The sequence below is a fragment of the Pseudomonas sp. 9.2(2024) genome (assembly GCF_039695385.1).
Taxonomy (GTDB): Bacteria; Pseudomonadota; Gammaproteobacteria; order Pseudomonadales; family Pseudomonadaceae; genus Aquipseudomonas; species Aquipseudomonas paraglycinae.
This window is the reverse complement of record NZ_CP155585.1, coordinates 1,002,938-1,021,436: the sequence shown is the minus strand read 5'-3', so window position 1 is coordinate 1,021,436 and position 18,499 is coordinate 1,002,938. Positions and strand designations below refer to the sequence as shown.

At 63.1% G+C, this 18,499-nt stretch carries 14 protein-coding genes and 1 pseudogene; 10 read left to right on the top strand and 5 right to left on the bottom strand.

Features of this window, described 5'->3' with window-relative positions; all coding sequences use genetic code 11:
• Positions 1 to 28: 28 nt before the first annotated feature.
• Entirely contained in the window at positions 29 to 1,042 is a 1,014-nt protein-coding gene (locus ABFB52_RS04465; RefSeq protein WP_129974080.1) for a zinc-binding alcohol dehydrogenase family protein, read from the top strand.
• 166 nt (positions 1,043 to 1,208) lie between these two features.
• Positions 1,209 to 1,382, top strand: a complete 174-nt coding sequence (locus tag ABFB52_RS04460) for a hypothetical protein (protein WP_165369572.1) — start codon at positions 1,209 to 1,211, stop codon at positions 1,380 to 1,382.
• 11 nt (positions 1,383 to 1,393) lie between these two features.
• On the opposite strand, the gene ABFB52_RS04455 is transcribed toward ABFB52_RS04460, so the two are convergent.
• Positions 1,394 to 2,596: a multidrug effflux MFS transporter gene (locus ABFB52_RS04455; protein WP_129974081.1), complete on the bottom strand. Its 1,203-nt coding sequence runs from the start codon at positions 2,594 to 2,596 to the stop codon at positions 1,394 to 1,396.
• 103 nt (positions 2,597 to 2,699) lie between these two features.
• Positions 2,700 to 2,897, bottom strand: coding sequence for a cation transporter (locus ABFB52_RS04450; protein ID WP_007958490.1), 198 nt, complete (start codon positions 2,895 to 2,897; stop codon positions 2,700 to 2,702).
• Positions 2,898 to 3,045: 148 nt separating this feature from the next.
• Here ABFB52_RS04450 and ABFB52_RS04445 point away from each other — a divergent pair, with 148 nt between their 5' ends.
• From ABFB52_RS04445 to cueR, 3 genes are all read left to right on the top strand, one after another.
• On the top strand, positions 3,046 to 3,429 hold the full coding sequence (locus ABFB52_RS04445; protein ID WP_085609268.1) for a hypothetical protein: 384 nt from the start codon (positions 3,046 to 3,048) through the stop codon (positions 3,427 to 3,429).
• Positions 3,430 to 3,642: 213 nt separating this feature from the next.
• A complete protein-coding gene (locus ABFB52_RS04440; RefSeq protein WP_085748598.1) occupies positions 3,643 to 6,036 on the top strand; it encodes a heavy metal translocating P-type ATPase in 2,394 nt (797 codons plus the stop codon).
• Entirely contained in the window at positions 6,033 to 6,446 is a 414-nt protein-coding gene (gene cueR / locus ABFB52_RS04435; RefSeq protein ID WP_007958485.1) for a Cu(I)-responsive transcriptional regulator, read from the top strand. The genes ABFB52_RS04440 and cueR overlap by 4 nt, the downstream gene beginning before the upstream one ends.
• Here the strand turns inward: cueR and ABFB52_RS04430 are convergent.
• Both ABFB52_RS04430 and ABFB52_RS04425 read right to left on the bottom strand, forming a co-directional pair.
• Positions 6,400 to 7,617: an MFS transporter gene (locus ABFB52_RS04430; RefSeq protein WP_085748599.1), complete on the bottom strand. Its 1,218-nt coding sequence runs from the start codon at positions 7,615 to 7,617 to the stop codon at positions 6,400 to 6,402. The two genes, cueR and ABFB52_RS04430, sit on opposite strands and share 47 nt — an antisense overlap.
• 56 nt (positions 7,618 to 7,673) lie before the next feature.
• Positions 7,674 to 8,570 (bottom strand): PA4780 family RIO1-like protein kinase, encoded by an 897-nt coding sequence (locus ABFB52_RS04425; protein WP_011332300.1) that lies wholly within the window; start codon positions 8,568 to 8,570, stop codon positions 7,674 to 7,676.
• A 441-nt stretch (positions 8,571 to 9,011) separates the two neighbouring features.
• Here ABFB52_RS04425 and ABFB52_RS04420 point away from each other — a divergent pair, with 441 nt between their 5' ends.
• Positions 9,012 to 10,958, top strand: coding sequence for a methyl-accepting chemotaxis protein (locus tag ABFB52_RS04420; RefSeq protein ID WP_085748600.1), 1,947 nt, complete (start codon positions 9,012 to 9,014; stop codon positions 10,956 to 10,958).
• 209 nt (positions 10,959 to 11,167) lie between these two features.
• Here ABFB52_RS04420 and ABFB52_RS04415 read toward each other — a convergent pair.
• Positions 11,168 to 12,443, bottom strand: a pseudogene (locus ABFB52_RS04415) (acetyl-CoA C-acetyltransferase).
• Positions 12,444 to 12,620: 177 nt separating this feature from the next.
• On the opposite strand from ABFB52_RS04415, the gene ABFB52_RS04410 reads away from it, so the two are divergent.
• The 4 genes from ABFB52_RS04410 to ABFB52_RS04395 all read left to right on the top strand — a co-directional run bounded on the left by ABFB52_RS04410 (position 12,621) and on the right by ABFB52_RS04395 (position 18,496).
• Positions 12,621 to 13,973 carry a 3-oxoacyl-ACP reductase gene (locus ABFB52_RS04410; RefSeq protein ID WP_085748603.1) on the top strand — a complete coding sequence of 451 codons (1,353 nt, stop codon included), beginning with the start codon at positions 12,621 to 12,623 and terminating at the stop codon, positions 13,971 to 13,973.
• A gap of 2 nt (positions 13,974 to 13,975) precedes the next feature.
• Positions 13,976 to 14,830, top strand: a complete 855-nt coding sequence (locus ABFB52_RS04405; RefSeq protein WP_085748604.1) for a MaoC/PaaZ C-terminal domain-containing protein — start codon at positions 13,976 to 13,978, stop codon at positions 14,828 to 14,830.
• Between the two features lie 318 nt (positions 14,831 to 15,148).
• Positions 15,149 to 16,690 carry a collagen-like triple helix repeat-containing protein gene (locus tag ABFB52_RS04400; protein WP_085748625.1) on the top strand — a complete coding sequence of 514 codons (1,542 nt, stop codon included), beginning with the start codon at positions 15,149 to 15,151 and terminating at the stop codon, positions 16,688 to 16,690.
• A 135-nt stretch (positions 16,691 to 16,825) separates the two neighbouring features.
• The gene (locus tag ABFB52_RS04395) at positions 16,826 to 18,496 is read left to right on the top strand and encodes a POTRA domain-containing protein (RefSeq protein WP_085748605.1); all 1,671 of its coding nucleotides are present in this window, start codon (positions 16,826 to 16,828) and stop codon (positions 18,494 to 18,496) included.
• The last annotated feature ends 3 nt before the right edge of the window (positions 18,497 to 18,499 follow it).

Sequence of the window (18,499 nt, the reverse complement as noted above, 5' to 3'; positions counted from 1 at the left end):
CTTCCTTTATTCACTTTCGGAGTTCGCCATGAAAGCCATCGTCTATTACGCCTCGCTCCCGATCAGCGACGAAAAATCCCTGCAAGACATCGAACTGCCAGAGCCGGTAGCCGGCCCGCGCGACCTGCTGGTGGAAGTCAAAGCGATTTCGGTCAACCCGGTGGACACCAAGGTTCGCCAGAACGTCGCGCCGGAAGGCGGCGCCGCCAAGGTGCTGGGCTGGGACGTGGCCGGTGTGGTCAAGTCGGTCGGCAGTGAAGTGACCTTGTTCAAGGCCGGCGACAAGGTGTTCTACGCCGGCTCCATCGCCCGGGCCGGTGGCAACAGCGAACTGCACGTGGTGGATGAGCGGATCGTCGGCCATATGCCAAAAACCCTCGGTTTCGCCGAAGCCGCTGCTCTGCCGCTGACCGCGATTACCGCTTGGGAATTGCTGTTCGAACGCCTGCAGATTCGCGAAGGCAATACCGATGAAGGCCAGAGCCTGCTGATCGTCGGTGCGGCGGGCGGCGTCGGTTCGATCCTCACCCAACTCGCCAGCCAGTTGACCGGGCTCAAGGTGATTGGCACCGCCTCTCGCCCTGAGACCCGCGACTGGGTGACCGAGTTGGGTGCTGACCTGGTGATTGATCACAGCCAGCCGTTGAGCGAAGAACTGAAACGCGCCGGTGTCACCCACGTCACCCACGTTGCCAGCCTGACCCAGACCGACCAGCACCTGGACCAACTGGTCGAAGCCCTGGCGCCGCAAGGCAAACTGGCGCTGATCGACGATCCGAAGGCGCTGGACGTGACCAAGCTCAAGCGCAAGAGCCTGTCGCTGCACTGGGAGTTCATGTACACCCGCTCGCTGTTCGAAACGCCGGACATGATCGAGCAGCACAAACTGCTCAACCGGGTGGCCGGGCTGATCGACAGCGGCACCTTGAAAACAACGGTCGGCGAGCACTTCGGCACGATCAACGCGAGCAACCTGCGCCGCGCCCATGAACTGCTGGAAAGTGGCAAGGCCAAGGGGAAAATTGTTTTAGAAGGTTTCTAAAACTCGCAAGACCGCAGCCTTCTCCAGCCTCCGATGTGGCTGGCTCGGGGGCTGCGGTGTTTTTTTGCCGTCAGTCAGATGCTTGACCCTTGTCACAATTGCGATCGTATTCAGGACTACAATCGAGTCCTCTGCGATGCAATCTTTTACGTACGGGAGGTCAGCAATGAAGATCCTGATAAAAGAAGTGGCAAAGTCCCAGTGGCAAGTTCGTCTCGACCAGCACGCCGTGACCTTCCGCAGTGAGGCCGAAGCTCGCGCCTTCACTCGCACCCTCGAAGCGCGTATCTGCGCGCCCCATCAGATTCCCGACCCCGGCCAGCAGCGCGCTGTCGGCTGAGGCAATTCGTCTTAGATTTCAGCCTGCGCCTTTGCCAGCGCCCGGGCATTCTGTATGCGCCGGGTGAGCGTCGCTGCGCACACCACCAGCAAGCCACACAAGCTGATGACGATGGCCATCGGCACGGCGGTGCCATCGTGCAGGATCCCCACCAGCGCCGAAGCCCCGGCGGCGACGCTGAACTGCATGCTGCCGAGCAACGCTGAAGCACTGCCGGCGCGACCACCCTGCCCGTTCATCGCACACGCCGCCGCATTGGGGCTGATGCAGCCCAGGCTGGCCACGCAGATGAACAACGGAATCAGCAATGGCCACAGCGCCTCGGTGTGCAAAGAGCTGACCGCAAGAAGCGTCAGCCCGGCACCGAAGTAAACCCAGACCGCTCGCGATAGCAGAAACGCTGGGCCACGCTTGGCCAACAGTCGCGCGTTGACCTGTGCAACAAGAATGAACCCTGCGGCGTTGGTACCGAACAGCCAGCCGAAATGCTCGGCCGGTACGCCATACAACTTGATGAAAATGAACGGCGAGCCGGCGATGTAGGCAAACATCCCGGCGATGGCGATGCCGCCGGTCAGGGCATGGCCCATGTAGACCGGATCAGCCAGCAGCCGGCCGTACTGACGCAAAGCGCCGGACAGCGGCTGACGCGGAACATGCGCCGGCAGACTTTCCGGCAGACCGAGGGCCACCGCCAATCCAGCGAGGGCACTGAACACCGTCAGCACCAGGAAGATCGACTGCCACCCCGTCGTGTTGACCAGCAGACCGCCGAGCATCGGCGCCAGAATCGGGGCCAGCCCCATCACCAGCATCAACTGCGAGAAGACTTTCGCCGAACCCACCGCGTCGCACTTGTCGCTGACCACCGCCCGGGCAATCACCATCCCCGCACAACCACCCAGCGCCTGCACGAGCCGCGCTCCGATCAGCCATTCCAGATTCGGCGCATAGGCGCAGGCCACTGACGCCAGCGTGAACAGCGTGAGACCGATCAGCAACGGAATCCGCCGGCCGAAGCGATCCGCCAACGGCCCGTAAGCCAGTTGACCGATGGACAGGCCGAAGAAGTAAGCCGACAGCGTCAGCTGGACGTGTTTCTCGTCGGTGCCGAACGCCAGCGCCATGGTGGGAAACGCGGGTAGATAGAAGTCGATCGCCAACGGACCGAAAGCGGTCAGGGCACCGAGAATCAGAAGGGTACGGAAGTTCATCAGGCGTCCAGGTCGGGCGGGGAGTTGAGTTGAGTTCAGCCCGACAGTCTAGCCGCGCGAGGACGCCTTGAACATTCCGGTAGCTCGCTAACTATTAAAAAGATCAGGCGAGTTTGATGGCGTAGCCTTCTTCGCTGATCGCCTCGATCACCTGCTCGGCACTCAGCGCACTTTCGACGCCGACTTCCTTCGCCGCCAGATCGACCCGCACGCTGGCGGCCGGATCCTTGCTCTGCACTGCTTGGGTGACGGCTTTGACACAGTGACCGCAGGACATGCCTTCAACAGTGAACACTTGCATGGAATGACTCCTTTGAGTGAGGTTGCCGGCAGTTTCGGGCTTGCCACGATGGCAAGGTCAAGTTCTGCAAAAAACTGCCGGGCTGGCAATCGTCGCCGCGCTCGGCCAAGCTGCATGCATCAATGACATGAATTCAGGAGATTCAGCCATGCGCTGGTCAGCTTTCAGCCTGTTTGGCTTTCTCAGCCTCTTTGCCGCGATCCCTTCGGTGCATGCCGCCGGGGAAGATTACGGGGTGCTGATCATTTCCCGCGAGCGCCTGGAAGTCGCGACCTCGTGCGAAATCGGCGTGTATATCCAGGATCAACTGTCGGCGCGCCTGTTCCAGGAGCAAAGCACGTCGTTCAACCTGCCGCCGGGCAATGTCTCGCTGCGCCTTAAACTGCTGCCGGGACAAATGCCGGGCTGCAACCCGGGCATGCTCGCGCCGGGCTCGCAGGAGATCAGACTGCATGCCGGCGACATCCTGAAATTCCGCATCGCGATGAACCAGGAAGGCATGTACCTCAAGCCGACCGGCCTCGGTTACTAAGGCCTGCCGCTCGTTCCCACGCTCTGCGTGGGAATGCCTCTTGTGACGCTCTGCGTCACGCTTTGGGACGCAGAGCGTCCCCGGCTGCATTCCCACGCGGAGCGTGGGAACGATCAGGCGAACAAGCGAGCAGCCGGTAGCGGAAACTGGCGCTTGACCTTGCCAGCATGGCAAGGTTGATCCTGTAGGCATCTTCTACAGGGAGTACGACCGATGTCCGATTCCATCACGTTCGATCTGCCCATCAGCGGCATGACCTGCGCCAGTTGCGCCGGTCGTGTCGAGCGGGCGTTGAGCAAAGTCAGCGGCGCCAGCGCCGTCAGCGTCAACCTCGCCACCGAACAGGCTCGGGTGCAGGCCCCCGGCGACAGCCTGCCGGCGCTGATGGAGGCGGTCGAACGCGCCGGTTACAGCGTGCCGCAGCAAACCGTGGAATTGAACATCGACGGCATGACCTGCGCGTCCTGCGTCGGTCGTGTCGAACGTGCCCTGAATAAAGTGCCGGGGGTGAAAAGCGTCAGCGTCAACCTCGCCAATGAACGTGCTCATCTCGAATTGCTCGGCGCGGTCGATCCGCAAACCCTGATCGCCGCCGTGAGCAAAGCCGGCTATTCGGCCAGTCTCTTCGAACTCGAACATCCACAATCCGACAATCGCCAGCAACGCCTGAACCATGAACGCTGGGCGCTGATCTGCGCCATCGCCCTCGCCTTGCCGCTGGTGTTGCCGATGCTGCTGCAACCGTTCGGCATTCACTGGATGCTCCCGGCCTGGGCGCAGTTCGCCCTCGCCACTCCGGTGCAATTCATCTTCGGTGCGCGTTTTTATGTGGCGGCGTGGAAAGCCGTACGCGCCGGCGCCGGCAACATGGACTTGCTGGTCGCGCTGGGCACCAGCGCCGGTTATGGCCTGAGTCTCTATGAATGGGCGACTGCTGACGGACGCATGCCGCACCTGTATTTCGAAGCCTCGGCGGTGGTCATCGCTCTGGTGCTGCTCGGCAAATACCTGGAAAGCCGCGCCAAACGCCAGACCGCCAGCGCCATCCGCGCACTGGAAGCGTTGCGCCCGGAGCGGGCGATTCAAGTCATCGATGGCCGCGAACAGGACGTCGCCATCAGCGCCCTGCGCCTCGGTGACCTCGTATTGGTCAAACCCGGTGAACGCTTCCCGGTGGACGGCGAAGTGCTGGAAGGCCAGAGCCACGCTGACGAAGCGTTGATCAGTGGCGAAAGCCTGCCGGTACCCAAACAACCGGGCGACAAGGTTACCGGCGGGGCAATCAATGGCGAAGGTCGCTTGCTCGTGAGCACCACGGCGCTCGGCGCGGAAAGCGTGCTGGCGCGGATCATCCGCCTGGTGGAGGACGCCCAGGCCGCGAAAGCACCGATCCAGAAACTGGTGGATAAAGTCAGTCAGGTGTTCGTGCCGACCGTGTTGCTGCTGGCCCTGGCCACGCTGATCGGCTGGTGGCTGTACGGCGCGCCGCTGGAAACCGCGTTGATCAATGCCGTCGCAGTGCTGGTGATCGCCTGCCCCTGCGCCCTCGGCCTGGCGACACCGACCGCGATCATGGCTGGCACCGGCGTGGCCGCGCGGCACGGGATTCTGATCAAGGATGCCGAAGCACTGGAACGTGCCCATGAAGTCAGCGCCGTGGTGTTCGACAAGACCGGCACCCTGACCTCCGGCACGCCGCGCATTGCGCATTTCAGTGCGATCGACGGTGACGAAAACGCCCTGCTGACAGCGGCCGGCGCGCTGCAACGCGGCAGCGAGCATCCGCTGGCCAAAGCGGTGCTGGATGCCTGTGCCGAACGCAGCCTGAACGTACCGGATGTGAGCGACAGCCAGTCTCTGACCGGGCGCGGCATCGCCGGCAGCCTCGACGGCCGGCGCCTGGCGCTGGGCAACCGGCGCTTGCTGGAAGAAAGCGGTCTGAACGCCGGAAACCTGAGCGAATCCGCCAAGGCCTGGGAAACCGAAGGTCGCACGCTGTCGTGGTTGATCGAGCAAAGTCCGGCGCCCCGCGTACTCGGTCTGTTCGCCTTCGGCGACACCCTCAAGCCCGGCGCGCTGCACGCGGTGCAACAACTGGCCGCCCAGCACATCCACAGCCACCTGCTGACCGGCGACAACCGCGGCAGCGCACGGGTGGTGGCCGAAGCGCTGGGCATCGAAAACGTCCACGCCGAAGTGCTGCCGGCGGAAAAAGCAGCCACCGTCGCCGAGCTGAAAAAAACCGGCGTCGTGGCCATGGTCGGCGACGGCATCAACGACGCCCCGGCACTGGCCGCTGCCGACATCGGCATCGCCATGGGCGGTGGCACCGACGTGGCGATGCACGCCGCCGGCATCACCCTGATGCGCGGCGATCCTCGGCTGGTGCCGGCCGCGCTGGAGATCAGCCGCAAGACCTACGCGAAGATCCGCCAGAACCTGTTCTGGGCCTTCGTCTACAACCTGATCGGCATTCCACTGGCGGCGTTCGGCTTCCTCAATCCGGTGCTGGCCGGCGCGGCGATGGCCCTGTCGAGCGTCAGCGTGGTGAGCAATGCGCTACTGTTGAAAACCTGGAAACCCGAGGATCTGGAGGACAACCGATGAACATCGGCCAAGCGGCCCGCCACAGTGGCCTGAGCGCGAAGATGATCCGTTATTACGAGTCGATCGGTCTGCTCAAGGCTGCCCATCGCACCGACAGCGGCTATCGCGTCTACGGTGACGATGACCTGCACACGCTGGCATTCATCAAGCGTTCGCGGGACCTGGGCTTTTCGCTGGAGGAAGTCGGCAAGCTGCTGACCCTCTGGCAGGATCGCCAGCGCGCCAGCGCCGATGTGAAGGCCCTGGCCCGCCAGCACATCGACGAGCTGAATCAGAAGATCCGCGAACTCGGCGAACTGCGCGACACCCTGCAGGATCTGGTCGAGCACTGCCACGGCGACCATCGCCCGGACTGCCCGATCCTCAAGGAACTGGCGTCGGGCTGCTGCGCGCAACCCGCCCGCGCCTGAGCAACAGGATTTTCATCGACAGCACTGTGGCGAGGGGAATGCCGTGGAACAACAGCACCACGGCACCCGGCGCCCACCACTCATAGAACGGTGCGGCGATCAGCATGCCGACGCCGAACCCGGTCATCTGCAACAGCGTCAGGAAGCTGAAGATCGGCAGGCGCAGGGGCTCCGGTTCCCGTTGCAGCCGTGACATCAGGCCGACTTCCGAGAACCCGTCGCCCAATCCGGCCGGCAGCGAAAACAGCAACAGACCGACGACGCTGTGCTGCTGGAACATCAGGATGAAGCCGCAGGACATCAGCAGCACGCCGCCGAAATAGCGGCGCTCCAGATGGATGTTTTCCGAGCCGTTCAGGCGACTGGCGATTCGCGCACCAAGCAGTTTGCCGGCGGCCCAGACCGCGAGCATCAGGCCCAGCGTGGTGCTGGCTGAGTCCGGCGTGAGCAGTCTGGAAATGATCGGGAAACCGACGTTGTGAGCAGCGCTGCCAAGGGTGTCAGCCATGGTCACCGCCAGCATCGCGGCCACCACCGGAGCGCTGCGCAGGCCTTGCAGCAAAGCCGACCATTCACCCTGTTTAGCGCTGGATTCGGCCACCGGCTCCGGTGCGCTGAACCGCAGCGGCGCAATCAACACTGCCGCCAACAGATAGGTCAGCGCATTCAGCGCAAACACCGTTTCAAAACCAAATCCCGCGACCAGCAGCCCGGACACCAGACTGCCGCCGACCATCGCCATGGACGAGGCGGACGTGATCCAGGCATTGGTCTTGAGCAACTGCGCCGGCTCGATCAAGCGCGGCAACTGGCTGTTGAGGCCGATGGCGAACATCGAATTACCAAAGCCCAGACCGAACGCGATCAGCGGCAGCAACAACGCCTGCTGACTGACCGGCACGATGAGCAACAGCCCAAGCACAGCGGCGCGCAACAGATCGAAGGCAATCAACGGCAGACGGCTACTGCATCGACGATAAAACGCCGTGCCGATCAAGCTGGCAAAAATCCCGCCGCCCACCCGACTGGCCAGGAAGATCCCGACGCTCATCGCGCTGTTACTCAGCAGATAGACATAAGTGGCCAGCGCAACCATGTTCAGGAAAGCGCCGAAATCGGAAATCAGCCGCGCCGTGATGATCAGCCGGGCATTGTGAGAGGTGGTGGTCACAATCAATCCTTGAATGTGTAAAACCCGGCCGAAGCCGGGTTTTCTTTTTCAGATGCTCACTGCATCCACGGTGGCGGAGGCGGTTCGTCGGACTTGCCCTTGGGCTCGTCGTCCGCCGCGCGGATGGCTTGCTTGCGCTCCTCATCCAGACGCGCCGCTTCGATCTCGCGCAGCACCCCGCCGACATCGGCCAGGTCCTCGGGATCGTCGAACTCGCCGGTCAGCACGCTGGCCGGGTGCAACGTACCCGCTTCGTACAACGCCCACATTTCCTTGGCGTACTTGGTCTTCTTCAACTCCGGGGCAAAGCGACCGAAGTACGAAGCCATGTTGCCGACGTCACGCTCGAGCATGCTGAACGCGTGGTTGTTGCCGGCGGCGTCCACCGCTTGCGGCAGGTCGATGATGACCGGCCCTGTCGGCGTCAGCAGCACGTTGAACTCCGAGAGGTCACCGTGCACCAGACCGGTACACAACATCAGCACGATCTGCGAAATCAGGAACGCGTGATACTCGCGGGCCTGATCCGGCTCCAGCACCACATCGTTCAGACGCGGCGCGGCATCGCCGTATTCATCGGCCACCAGCTCCATCAGCAGCACGCCTTCGAGGAAGTCGTACGGCTTGGGCACACGCACACCGGCGTTGGCCAGGCGGAACAGCGCCGCGACTTCGGCGTTCTGCCAGGCGTCTTCGGCTTCCTTGCGCCCGAACTTGGAACCCTTGGCCATCGCCCGGGCCTGTCGGCTGTTGCGAACCTTGCGGCCTTCCTGATACTCGGCCGCCTGGCGGAAACTGCGTTTGTTCGCCTCCTTGTAGACCTTTGCGCAACGTAACTGATTGCCGCAGCGCACCACATAAACAGCTGCTTCTTTGCCACTCATGAGTGGACGCAGCACTTCGTCGACCAGACCGTCCTCGATCAGGGGTTCAATGCGTTTTGGAGTCTTCATCAGCTTTTATTGTGGGTCCTTTATTACCAAACACGCGAATGTCATTCGTTATACGGCAATCCTCGCATCACGGGGAGGGGTTGCCGACCTGTGAACCTGTGGATGCACACACTGTGCCGGATAAACCGGGCCGATCCGCCTCTTTATCGACCGCTGCGAATCATAGCCGAGGCTGCCGAAGTTGTTGGCGACAGGACTTGAGGGCATTTGCGACAGAATCTGACATCCCGCCGCATGCAGCTCGTAAGAATTTTCCATTCCAGCCTCAATTTCCCCCTCCGGCAGCCGAATTCCTCAGAGACAGAGGAATTTGTCCGACAATCGTTCCAAAAAAACTTCGATGTCGCACTCAAGGAAACGGGTGGAAAACAACGTTTTTCGGCTGCCAATAACCGCGAGTCATCTGCACTGCGTGGGCCTACAAGAAAATCTGGAGCGCGGATGAACATCAAACAGAAGTTGACCTGGGCGTTTGCAATCATCGCCTGCTTGCCCGTGGTGCTGGTCGCCACGCTGGTGGTACTGAACCTGCGCAGCGATGCACGGGACGATTTTGTCGACAGCAGCGGGCGCGAGATCCGTCAGGTCAGCAACGCCATGCAGCTTTTCTTTGACGGCATCAGCCAGAACGTCGACTACCTGGCGACGCAACCGCTGATCAAGAACACCGACGACAGCCTCAAGACCTACATGAGCGCCAACGCCGAAAGCATTCCGCAGGGCGAGATGGACAAGAAGGTCTTCGCCTTTCTGCAGGATCTGGGCAACAGTCACCCGGCCTACGCCTACGCAATCGTCGGCACCGCTGCCGGCGGCTACGTATCCTGGCCCGACGATCCCAAGCTGAGCAACTACGACCCGCGTCAACGCCCGTGGTACAAGGCCGCGCAGGCCAAGCCCGGCAAGCCGTTTCGCACCGCCGCCTATTACTGGGCGCAGGACGATGCGACCTATGTCAGCACCGTGCGCACCATCGACAACAAGCTCGGCAGCAACGGCGGCGTGGTCAGTATCGACGTGACGCTCAAGCAGCTCACCGAGATCGTCAAACAGATCAAACTCGGCGAAAGCGGTTACTTGATGCTGCTGGAGAACAGCGGCACGGTGCTGGTCGATCCCAAGCAGCCGGAGCACAACTTCAAGCCGCTCGACAGCCTCGGCGAGGGCTACGCGCAACTGGCCAAGGCCGGCAAAGGGCTGGTGGAAGTCGAGCTCAACGGCGAACGTTACATGGCCAACGTCTGGCCTTCGGAACAACTGGGCTGGACCTTCATCGGCCTGATCAAACAGAACGACGTGATGAGCTCGGCCACTAAACTCACCTGGCTGATCGCAATCATCGCTACCGTGCTGGCGGTGATCTTCGCGGTGGTCGGCGCCAGTTTCGCCAGCCTGATCGTGCGGCCGATCCGCAGCGTGGCCAGCGGTCTGGAAGGCATCGCCCAGGGCGAAGGCGACCTGACCAAGAACCTCGACATCCGTGGCAGCGACGAAACCGCGCAACTGGCCAACTGGTTCAACCAGTTCCTCACCGCGATCCGCAGCCTGATCCAGCACATCGGCGGCGCGGCCGGGAAAATCCTCGCCACTTCGCAGAGTTCGACCCGGGTTTCCGGCGACATGGCCGAAGCCGCTGGACGCCAGCGCGAAGCGGTGGACATGGTCTCGACCGCGTTCCACGAAATGGTCGCCACCGCCAACGAAGTCGCCCGCTCGTGCAGCCAGGCAGCGGAGTCGGCCGACAGCGGCCAGCGTCAGGCCCGCGAAGGTCAGCAACAGATCGATGCGGCGGTGCACAGCGTCGATCAACTGAGCCAGGAACTGGAGCAATCGGCGCAGTCGATGCAACAACTGGAACGCGACAGCAACGACATCCAGTCGATCCTCGGCACCATCCGCTCCATCGCCGAACAGACCAACCTGCTGGCACTCAACGCGGCTATCGAGGCGGCGCGGGCCGGTGAGCAAGGCCGTGGATTTGCGGTGGTAGCCGATGAGGTTCGCGCACTGGCCAAACGCACGGCTGACTCGACGGCGGAAATCGACGGGTTGCTGGGCAACCTCGCCAAACGCACCAGCGCGGTGACCCAGCAGATGCGCGCCAGCCTCGATGTGTCGCAGCAATCGGTAGCGCGGATTGGCGAGGCGCGGGAGAGCTTTGGGCAGATTCGTGAGTCGGTGGATGTGATTCGCGACATGAACACGCAGATTGCGACGGCGGCGGAAGAGCAGCATCAGGTGGCTGAGGACATCAATCGGCACATCAGCCAGATTCATGGTGATGCGCAGTTGGTGGCGGAGCTGGCGAATTCGGCGCGGCTGGATTCGCAGAGTCTGGCGGGGTTGTCGAATGAGCTGGATGGGTTGGTGCGGCGGTTCCGGACTTGAGATTGGGGGGAGCCCTGAAAAGCCCCCTCACCCTAGCCCTCTCCCGGAGGGAGAGGGGACCGAATGGGGGATGCTTCAGAAATCCGCCGACCTGAACGAGCGTTGTTGAATCCATAATCGACGCTGATCTTTCAGGTCGATGTACAGCGTAAGACAACTCGGTAGGCCCCCTCTCCCTCCGGGAGAGGGCTGGGGTGAGGGCTGCTTTTTCAGCGCTCGATAATTGCCGTCACACCCTGCCCCCCGCCGCACAAATCGAAATCAACCCCCGCCCCTGCCCCGCCGCATCCAGCAACTCGCCAGGTTCGCCACGATCCGCCCGCCCGTCGCGGCAAACGGATGCCCCGCCGCCAGCGAGCTGCCCTTGACGTTCAAACGGCTGCGATCAATCGAGCCCAGCGGCGCATCCAGCCCCAACCGGGTCTTGCAGTATTCCGGATCTTCCCAGGCCTTCAACGTGCACAACACTTGCGCGGCAAAGGCTTCGTGGATTTCGTAGTAGTCGAAGTCCTGCAAGGTCAAACCATTGCGCGCCAGCAAGCGTGGCACCGCGTACACTGGCGCCATCAAAAGTCCTTCGGCGCCGTTGACGAAATCCACCGCCGCTGCTTCGCCGTCGCGCAGATACGCAAGGATTGGCAGACCACGTTCCTTCGCCCACTCCTCGCTGCCCAACAGCACCACCGACGCGCCATCGGTCAACGGCGTGGAGTTGCCGGCGGTCAGCGTGCCCTTGGCGCTTTTCTCGAAGGCCGGTTTCAGGGTCGCGAGTTTTTCCAGGGTCAGGTCCGGGCGCAGGTTGTTGTCGCGGGTCAGGCCGAGGAACGGGGTCATCAGGTCGTTGTGCCAGCCTTCGCTGTAGGACGCCGCCAGTTTGTGATGGCTTTCGAAGGCCAGTTGATCCTGTTCTTCGCGGGGGATGTTCCAGGTCTGCGCCATCAACTCGCAGTGCTCGCCCATCGACAGGCCGGTGCGCGGTTCGCCGTTGCGCGGGAATTCGGGGATCAGGTGTTTCGGGCGCAATTGCAGAAAGGTCTTGAGCTTGTCGCCGGTGGTCTTGGCGCGGTTGGCTTGCAGGAGGATCTTGCGCAGGCCTTCGCTGACGCTGATCGGCGCGTCCGACGTGGTGTCGACGCCGCCGGCAATCCCGCAGTCGATCTGGCCGAGGGCGATCTTGTTTGCCACCAGCAACGCCGCTTCCAGGCCGGTGCCGCAGGCCTGTTGAATGTCATAGGCCGGGGTCGCCGGTGACAGGCGCGAGCCGAGCACGCATTCGCGGGTCAGGTTCATATCCCGTGACAATTTCAGCACCGCTCCCGCGACCACTTCGCCGATGCGCTGGCCGTGCAGGTTGTAGCGTTCGATCAGGCCTTCGAGGGCGGCGGTGAGCATCACCTGATTGCTCGCGGTGGCATACGGCCCGTTGGAACGGGCGAACGGAATGCGGTTGCCACCAATGATCGCGACGCGGCGCAGCTGACTCATGAAATGCTCCTTGTGAAATATCCGGACTGAAAATCGAGCGCTGAAAACCCGGTCGGGCCACAAAAGCGCCGAGGGCAAACTACTCTGCTGTTCTAGCGTAGGCCTTATTGCGTGGATCGAACGATTGATTGCCCTTCGCAGTCCACACTTTGAACCCCATCTTCTGGAGAGCGTTCCATGTCTGACCGCTATATCGACTTCGCCAACTCGTCCATCGGCCACCGCCTGGTCGGAGCCCTGGGCCTGCCGTCGCCGGTGAGGCTGGAACGCTGGCAGGCCGGGCGCCTGCGGCCGGTGGAAGGTGCGCTGCTAATCGGCGGCGGGCCGCTGGCCGAGCGGGTCAGCACCTTCGCCAATCGCCTGACCGACGCGATCTACCGCTACGGCGACCAACCGGCGACCGCCACCCAATGGATTCCCGGCCATGGCCCGAAACTCAAGGCCGTAGTGTTCGACGCCAGCGATTTGCAGCACACCGACCAGCTCAAACAGCTGCGCGAATTCTTCCAGCCACTGATGAAGAACCTCGACAGCAGCGCGCATCTGGTAATCCTCGGCCGCGCCCCGGAAACCCTGCGCGAACCGTTTGCCGCCAGTGCGCAGCGCGCGCTCGAAGGTTTCTCCCGCTCGCTGGCCAAGGAGCTGCGCAGCGGCGGCACGCTGCAACTGATCTACGTCGGCGAAGGCGCCGAGGATCAGCTCGAAGGACCGCTGCGGTTTTTCCTCTCGCCAAAAAGCGCATTTGTCTCCGGGCAAGTGATTCGTCTGACGGCCTGCGCCACTCAAGTTACCGACTGGACCCGCCCGCTGGCCGGGCGCAAGGCGCTGGTCACCGGCGCGGCGCGAGGCATCGGCGCCTCCATCGCCGAAACTTTGGCCCGTGACGGCGCCGAGGTGATCCTGCTCGACGTGCCGCCCGCGAAAACCGATCTCGAAGCCCTGGCCGCTCGCCTCGGCGGGCGCGCCATCACCCTCGACATCTGCGCCGAAGACGCCGCTACGCAACTGATCGAACAGTTGCCGGACGGCCTCGACATTCTGGTGCACAACGCCGGCATCACCCGCGACAAGACCCTGGCCAACATGACGCCCGAGTTCTGGGACGCGGTGCTCGCGGTCAATCTCAAAGCACCGCAAGTGTTGACCAAGGCCCTGCTCGACAGTGGCACCTTGCGCGATAACGCCCGGGTGATTCTGCTCGCCTCGATCAGCGGCATCGCCGGCAATCGCGGGCAGACCAATTACGCGGCGAGCAAGGCCGGGCTGATAGGACTGGCCCAGGCCTGGGCGCCGACGCTGCTGGAACGCGGCATCAGCATCAACGCCGTGGCGCCGGGTTTCATCGAGACCCAGATGACCGCGCACATTCCGTTCGGCCTGCGTGAAGCCGGGCGCCGCATGAGTTCGTTGGGTCAGGGTGGCCTGCCGCAAGACGTCGCCGAGGCCGTGGCCTGGCTGGCCCAGCCGGGCACCGGCGCGTTCACCGGGCAAGCGTTGCGGGTGTGCGGTCAAAGCGTGCTGGGGGCCTGAACATGACCATCGAATGGCAAACCCTGCACCACGAGCCGAGCCTGCCGGGGCTGTATGCCCGGGCGGCGACCCGACGCAAAATCACCGGCACCACCCTGCCCGACAGCGGCTTGCGCTGCGCCGTCGAGGTGGATGGCAAACGTCTGGCGGCGTATCGCAAGGTCTGCGGTTTCGCCGATGACGGCCTGCTGCCGCCGACCTATCCGCATATCCTGGCGTTCGCCCTGCAGATGCAATTGCTGACGGCCAAGGAGTTTCCGTTCCCGCTGCTGGGGCTGATTCATCTGAGCAACCGCATCCGCGTATTGCGGCCGATGGGCGGGATCAGTCGCGCACAAGTCAGCGTCCGGGTGCATAACCTGCAACCGCATCCGAAGGGCGCGACCTTCGATCTGCTGACCACCCTCGACGATCAACTCGGCCCGTTGTGGGAAGCCGAAAGCCGGATGCTCTGTCGTGGCGTGAAGCTCGAAGGCGAAGCGGTCGAGCAGACCTGGGAGCCGACGCTGCCCCTCGCGCAAGTGGCGCAATGGAACGCGCCGACGGACATCGGCCGGCAGTACGCGAAAGTCTCCGGCGACTACAACCCGATCCACTTGAGTGCCGCCAGCGCCAAGCTGTTCGGTTTCCCAACCGCCATCGCTCATGGTCTGTGGAACAAGGCCCGGACGCTGGCGGCGCTGGCGGATCATCTGCCCAAGGCCAACCTTGAGGTCACCGTGCACTTTCGCAAACCGGTGCGCCTGCCGAGCGAGGTGAGCCTGTTCGCCAGCGCGGCCGGTTCCAGCGGTGAGTTACGCCTGATCGGCGCCGGGGATCTGGAGCACATGGTGGGCAACTGGCAGCCGGTAGCCTGACATCGAGGCCGGGAAAACCTGCTCAATTGTGTATATATCACTTAAGTTTTCCCGCGCCGCGAACAACTTCTTCGCCAACAGCCAGCCTTGATTTTCAAGGCTTTTTTTTGCTCGCCTATATCCTCGGTATTAGTCGTTAGGGGGCACTCGCCGCCCCCTGCATAAAGGCGTTAATACCAACTTGAGAATGGCGTGGATCCAGCCTTGCGACTGATATGAGCACAACGGACGAAGGCATTGCCGGCAACAGAACCGGCGAGCCGTCGAAGTCAACGAACGTTGTCACAGGTGCAAGGAACAACCCTCATGAAAACCCACATGAAAGCTCAGGCGTGGTGCAAGTCGGCAACAGCACTGGCCCTTATTCTCTCTCTCGGTCTGGCCGGTTGCAGCAGTGGCGGCGGCGGTCATCACAGCAGCTCCGACAGTTCTTCCCCCGACAGTTCGACTGCGGGTACTGGCGGCACCGGTGGCACGGGTGGTACCGGAGATACCGCAGGCACTGGCGGTACTGGTGGCACTGGTGGCACTGGAGGGACGACAGATCCGACCAATCCGACCAATCCAACTAATCCGACCAACCCGACAGATCCGACCAACCCAACCAATCCGAGCACTCCGACCCCTCTGGTTACCACCACACTGGTGCAGGACGTCGGGAATACCGTCAGCGGCGTCGGCGATGGTGTCGGCCAGGTCGGCGACTCCCTGAGCGGCGTGCCGATTGTCGGTGGCGTGGTGCAAAGTGCCGCCAAAACCGCCGGCAACGTGGTGACCACCCTGGGCGACGGCGTGGCCAACGGCATCGGCAAACTGGCGACCACCGACAATGGCCTGGGCGTCACCGCTTCGGCGGTCGGCGGCGTGGTGCAGGATGTGGGCAACGGCGTGTCCGACCTGAGCGGCAAACTGGCGACCGCCACGGGCAGCGTTCCGGTAGTCGGCGGCGTGGTCACCCGTGTAGCACCGGTGCTCAATGGCGTCGGTGAACGGGTCACCATGCTCGGCGACACGCTCAGCACCGCTACCACCACCGGCCCGCTCGGCTCGGTCACCAAAGAAGTGGGCAGCAAACTGGTGCCGGTGATTGCCATGGTCGAAAGCACCACGGACAAACTCGGCAGTGCCACGGGCCTGGGCGCTCCGGTGAACGGCCTGCTGCAGAAAGTCGGCAGCACCGTCGATGGAGTAGGCGACAAAGTCACCGACGCCGGCAATGGCAACGCCCTGACCAACACCGTCGGCGGAGCCCTGAGCAATGTCGGCACCGCTGTCGGCAAGGCTGGCGGGCTGGTGAACAACGGGACCGGTTCGGGAACGGGCGTCGGTGGCGGTCTGGGCAGCAATGGCCTGCTGCAAACCGTCGGCGGCGCCGTGGTCAACGTCGGCGCAGGCTTGAGCAGCGGCAATGGCAGTCTCGCCGCACCGGGTGGTGTGCTGGCTGCGGCGGGTAATACCGTGGCTTCACTCAACACCGTGCTCGGCGGCTCGGGATCGCCGATCACCAGCCCGACCACTCCCCTGGCAACCCTGGGCAACAACGTGGGCGCCGGACTTGCGCCGGTTACCACTGCGGTCACCAGCCTGACCCAGAATGTCGGTGCCGCCACCGGGCTCGGCTCTCCGGTCGCGGGTCTCACCAGTCAGGTTGGCGGCGCCGTCGGCAATCTGGGCAACGCGATCGCCGGCACCAACAGCAATCCGGTCGTGGCGGCGGTCGGTAACACTGTCACCACGGTGGGCAACACGGTCACTGCGGTCGGCGGGCTGGTCAACGGTGGCACTGCCACCGGGACTGGCGGCGGACTGGGTGGAGTTCTCGGTGGCCTGACCGGCGCCCTGGGAGGCAACAATCGCTGATTTGCACCTGGCCGATTCGACGGCCTTACCTACAGCGCCTACGCTTGGTTGAGGGCGGAAGATTCCCACGAGTCTTCCGCTTTTTTCTTAGGAGAAACCCTGCCCCGTGCTGCGGGTTTGAACATGGAGTGTCCTATGCGCGTCATGGCATCCCTGATGTTGCTCAGTCTCAGTTCCACCGCCCTCGCCGACACCCTGCCCAGCTTTCTCAACAGCAACGAAACCATTCGCAACCTGCCGGTGCCGAACCTGCCCGCCGACGCTTACCGGCCGAACGCCGCGCCGCTGCAAGTGCCGGAGCCCGGTGCCACGGCCACGCAGCCGTTGCTGATGGGCACGAAGATCAACCTCAGGACCGTGCAGATCGAAGGCGGCACGCTCTACCCGTTGAACGAACTGGCCGAAATCTACAAACCGCTGATCGGCCGCGAGAGCAGCCTCGCCGACCTGATCGAAGCCACCCGCACGATCACCCGTCGCTACCAGCAGGACGGTTATCTGCTGTCCTACGCCTTTCTGCCACAGCAGACCTTCGATGACGGCGTGGCGCGCGTCGTGCTGGTGGAAGGTTACGTGCGCGACGTGCAGATCGCCGGCGACGTCGGACGGGTCAAAGCCCTGCTCGACCGACTGGCCGCCAAGCTCCAGGCCGAACGCCCGCTGACGCGCAAGACGTTCGAGCGCTACACCACGCTGATGACCCGCATTCCCGGCGTGACGATCCAGGCCCAGGTGCCGCCGCCCGGCACCACCGACGGTGCAACGACGCTGGTGGCCCAGGCCAGTCGCAAGCCGTTCACCAGCACCCTGAGCACCACCGAAGACAACCGCAATGGCACCCAGGCGTTGCTCGGCGTCAGCAGCAATTCACAAACGTCGATGGGCGAACAGTTGAGCCTCAGCGGCCTTTTTCCACCGGGGGATGATCACGAGCATTACTACCGGCTGGACTACAACCAGTTCATCAACGACGAAGGTGCGCAGCTGAGTCTGTCGGCCTCACGCTACCGCGCCGATCCCGGCACCAACGTGCAGTTGAGCAACGGACTGGAACTCAAGCCGCACCGCGAAAACGACCGTTATTCGCTCGGTTTCACCCTGCCGCTGATTGCCGCCTCGGATGAACTGCTGACCGCCGGATCGCGCCTGTACGCGGTCAACGACAAGACCCGCTACAACGTGATCGGCTACCCGCTGAGCGTCGAAGAACGCACCGACATCCGCGCCCTCGCCTTCGAAAGCGACTGGCGCAAGGTCGATGCCCGACAACTGCGCATCCTCAGTGGCGGCGTGTATCAAGGGTTCGACAGCCTGGGTGCGCATACCAACAACAGCGCCATCGACCTCGACTTCTTTCGGGTACGACTTTCCGGGGTGCAGAGCGACAAGTTCCTCGACAACTGGCAAGGGGTGCTGTCGGCTGCGTTGTACTGGAGCCGTGACACCCTGCCGGACAGTGAGCGCGCTGTGTTCGGCGGGCAGAATTTCGGCCGCGGTTATCCCGACGATCAGGCGTCCGGCGACAAGGGTTGGGGCGTGGCTTACGAGATCAATTACAGCTTCAACCGCGACGGCAACTGGGTGCGCATCCTGCAACCGTACTTCGTGCTCGACCGCTCGCGAAGCTGGTTCAATGAGTTGCCGGTGCAGGCCAACAACCTGTCATCGGCGGCAGTCGGCCTGAGATTTGGCGATGCGAAGTACTACAACATCGCCCTGGAAGCGGCCAAGGCGATGTCGGATGAAGCGCTGGACACCTTCAATCGCCGGCCGCGCTACAGCATCAGTTTCAGCTATCAGCTGTAGCAC

Bases quoted from the DNA above. Each gene is read 5' to 3' on its own strand.
- ABFB52_RS04465 (WP_129974080.1), top strand. From the start codon at position 29: ATGAAAGCCATCGTCTATTACGCCTCGCTCCCGATCAGCGACGAAAAA.
- ABFB52_RS04460 (WP_165369572.1), top strand. From the start codon at position 1,209: ATGAAGATCCTGATAAAAGAAGTGGCAAAGTCCCAGTGGCAAGTTCGT.
- ABFB52_RS04455 (WP_129974081.1), bottom strand. From the start codon at position 2,596: ATGAACTTCCGTACCCTTCTGATTCTCGGTGCCCTGACCGCTTTCGGT.
- ABFB52_RS04450 (WP_007958490.1), bottom strand. From the start codon at position 2,897: ATGCAAGTGTTCACTGTTGAAGGCATGTCCTGCGGTCACTGTGTCAAA.
- ABFB52_RS04445 (WP_085609268.1), top strand. From the start codon at position 3,046: ATGCGCTGGTCAGCTTTCAGCCTGTTTGGCTTTCTCAGCCTCTTTGCC.
- ABFB52_RS04440 (WP_085748598.1), top strand. From the start codon at position 3,643: ATGTCCGATTCCATCACGTTCGATCTGCCCATCAGCGGCATGACCTGC.
- cueR (WP_007958485.1), top strand. From the start codon at position 6,033: ATGAACATCGGCCAAGCGGCCCGCCACAGTGGCCTGAGCGCGAAGATG.
- ABFB52_RS04425 (WP_011332300.1), bottom strand. From the start codon at position 8,570: ATGAAGACTCCAAAACGCATTGAACCCCTGATCGAGGACGGTCTGGTC.
- ABFB52_RS04420 (WP_085748600.1), top strand. From the start codon at position 9,012: ATGAACATCAAACAGAAGTTGACCTGGGCGTTTGCAATCATCGCCTGC.
- ABFB52_RS04410 (WP_085748603.1), top strand. From the start codon at position 12,621: ATGTCTGACCGCTATATCGACTTCGCCAACTCGTCCATCGGCCACCGC.
- ABFB52_RS04405 (WP_085748604.1), top strand. From the start codon at position 13,976: ATGACCATCGAATGGCAAACCCTGCACCACGAGCCGAGCCTGCCGGGG.
- ABFB52_RS04400 (WP_085748625.1), top strand. From the start codon at position 15,149: ATGAAAGCTCAGGCGTGGTGCAAGTCGGCAACAGCACTGGCCCTTATT.
- ABFB52_RS04395 (WP_085748605.1), top strand. From the start codon at position 16,826: ATGCGCGTCATGGCATCCCTGATGTTGCTCAGTCTCAGTTCCACCGCC.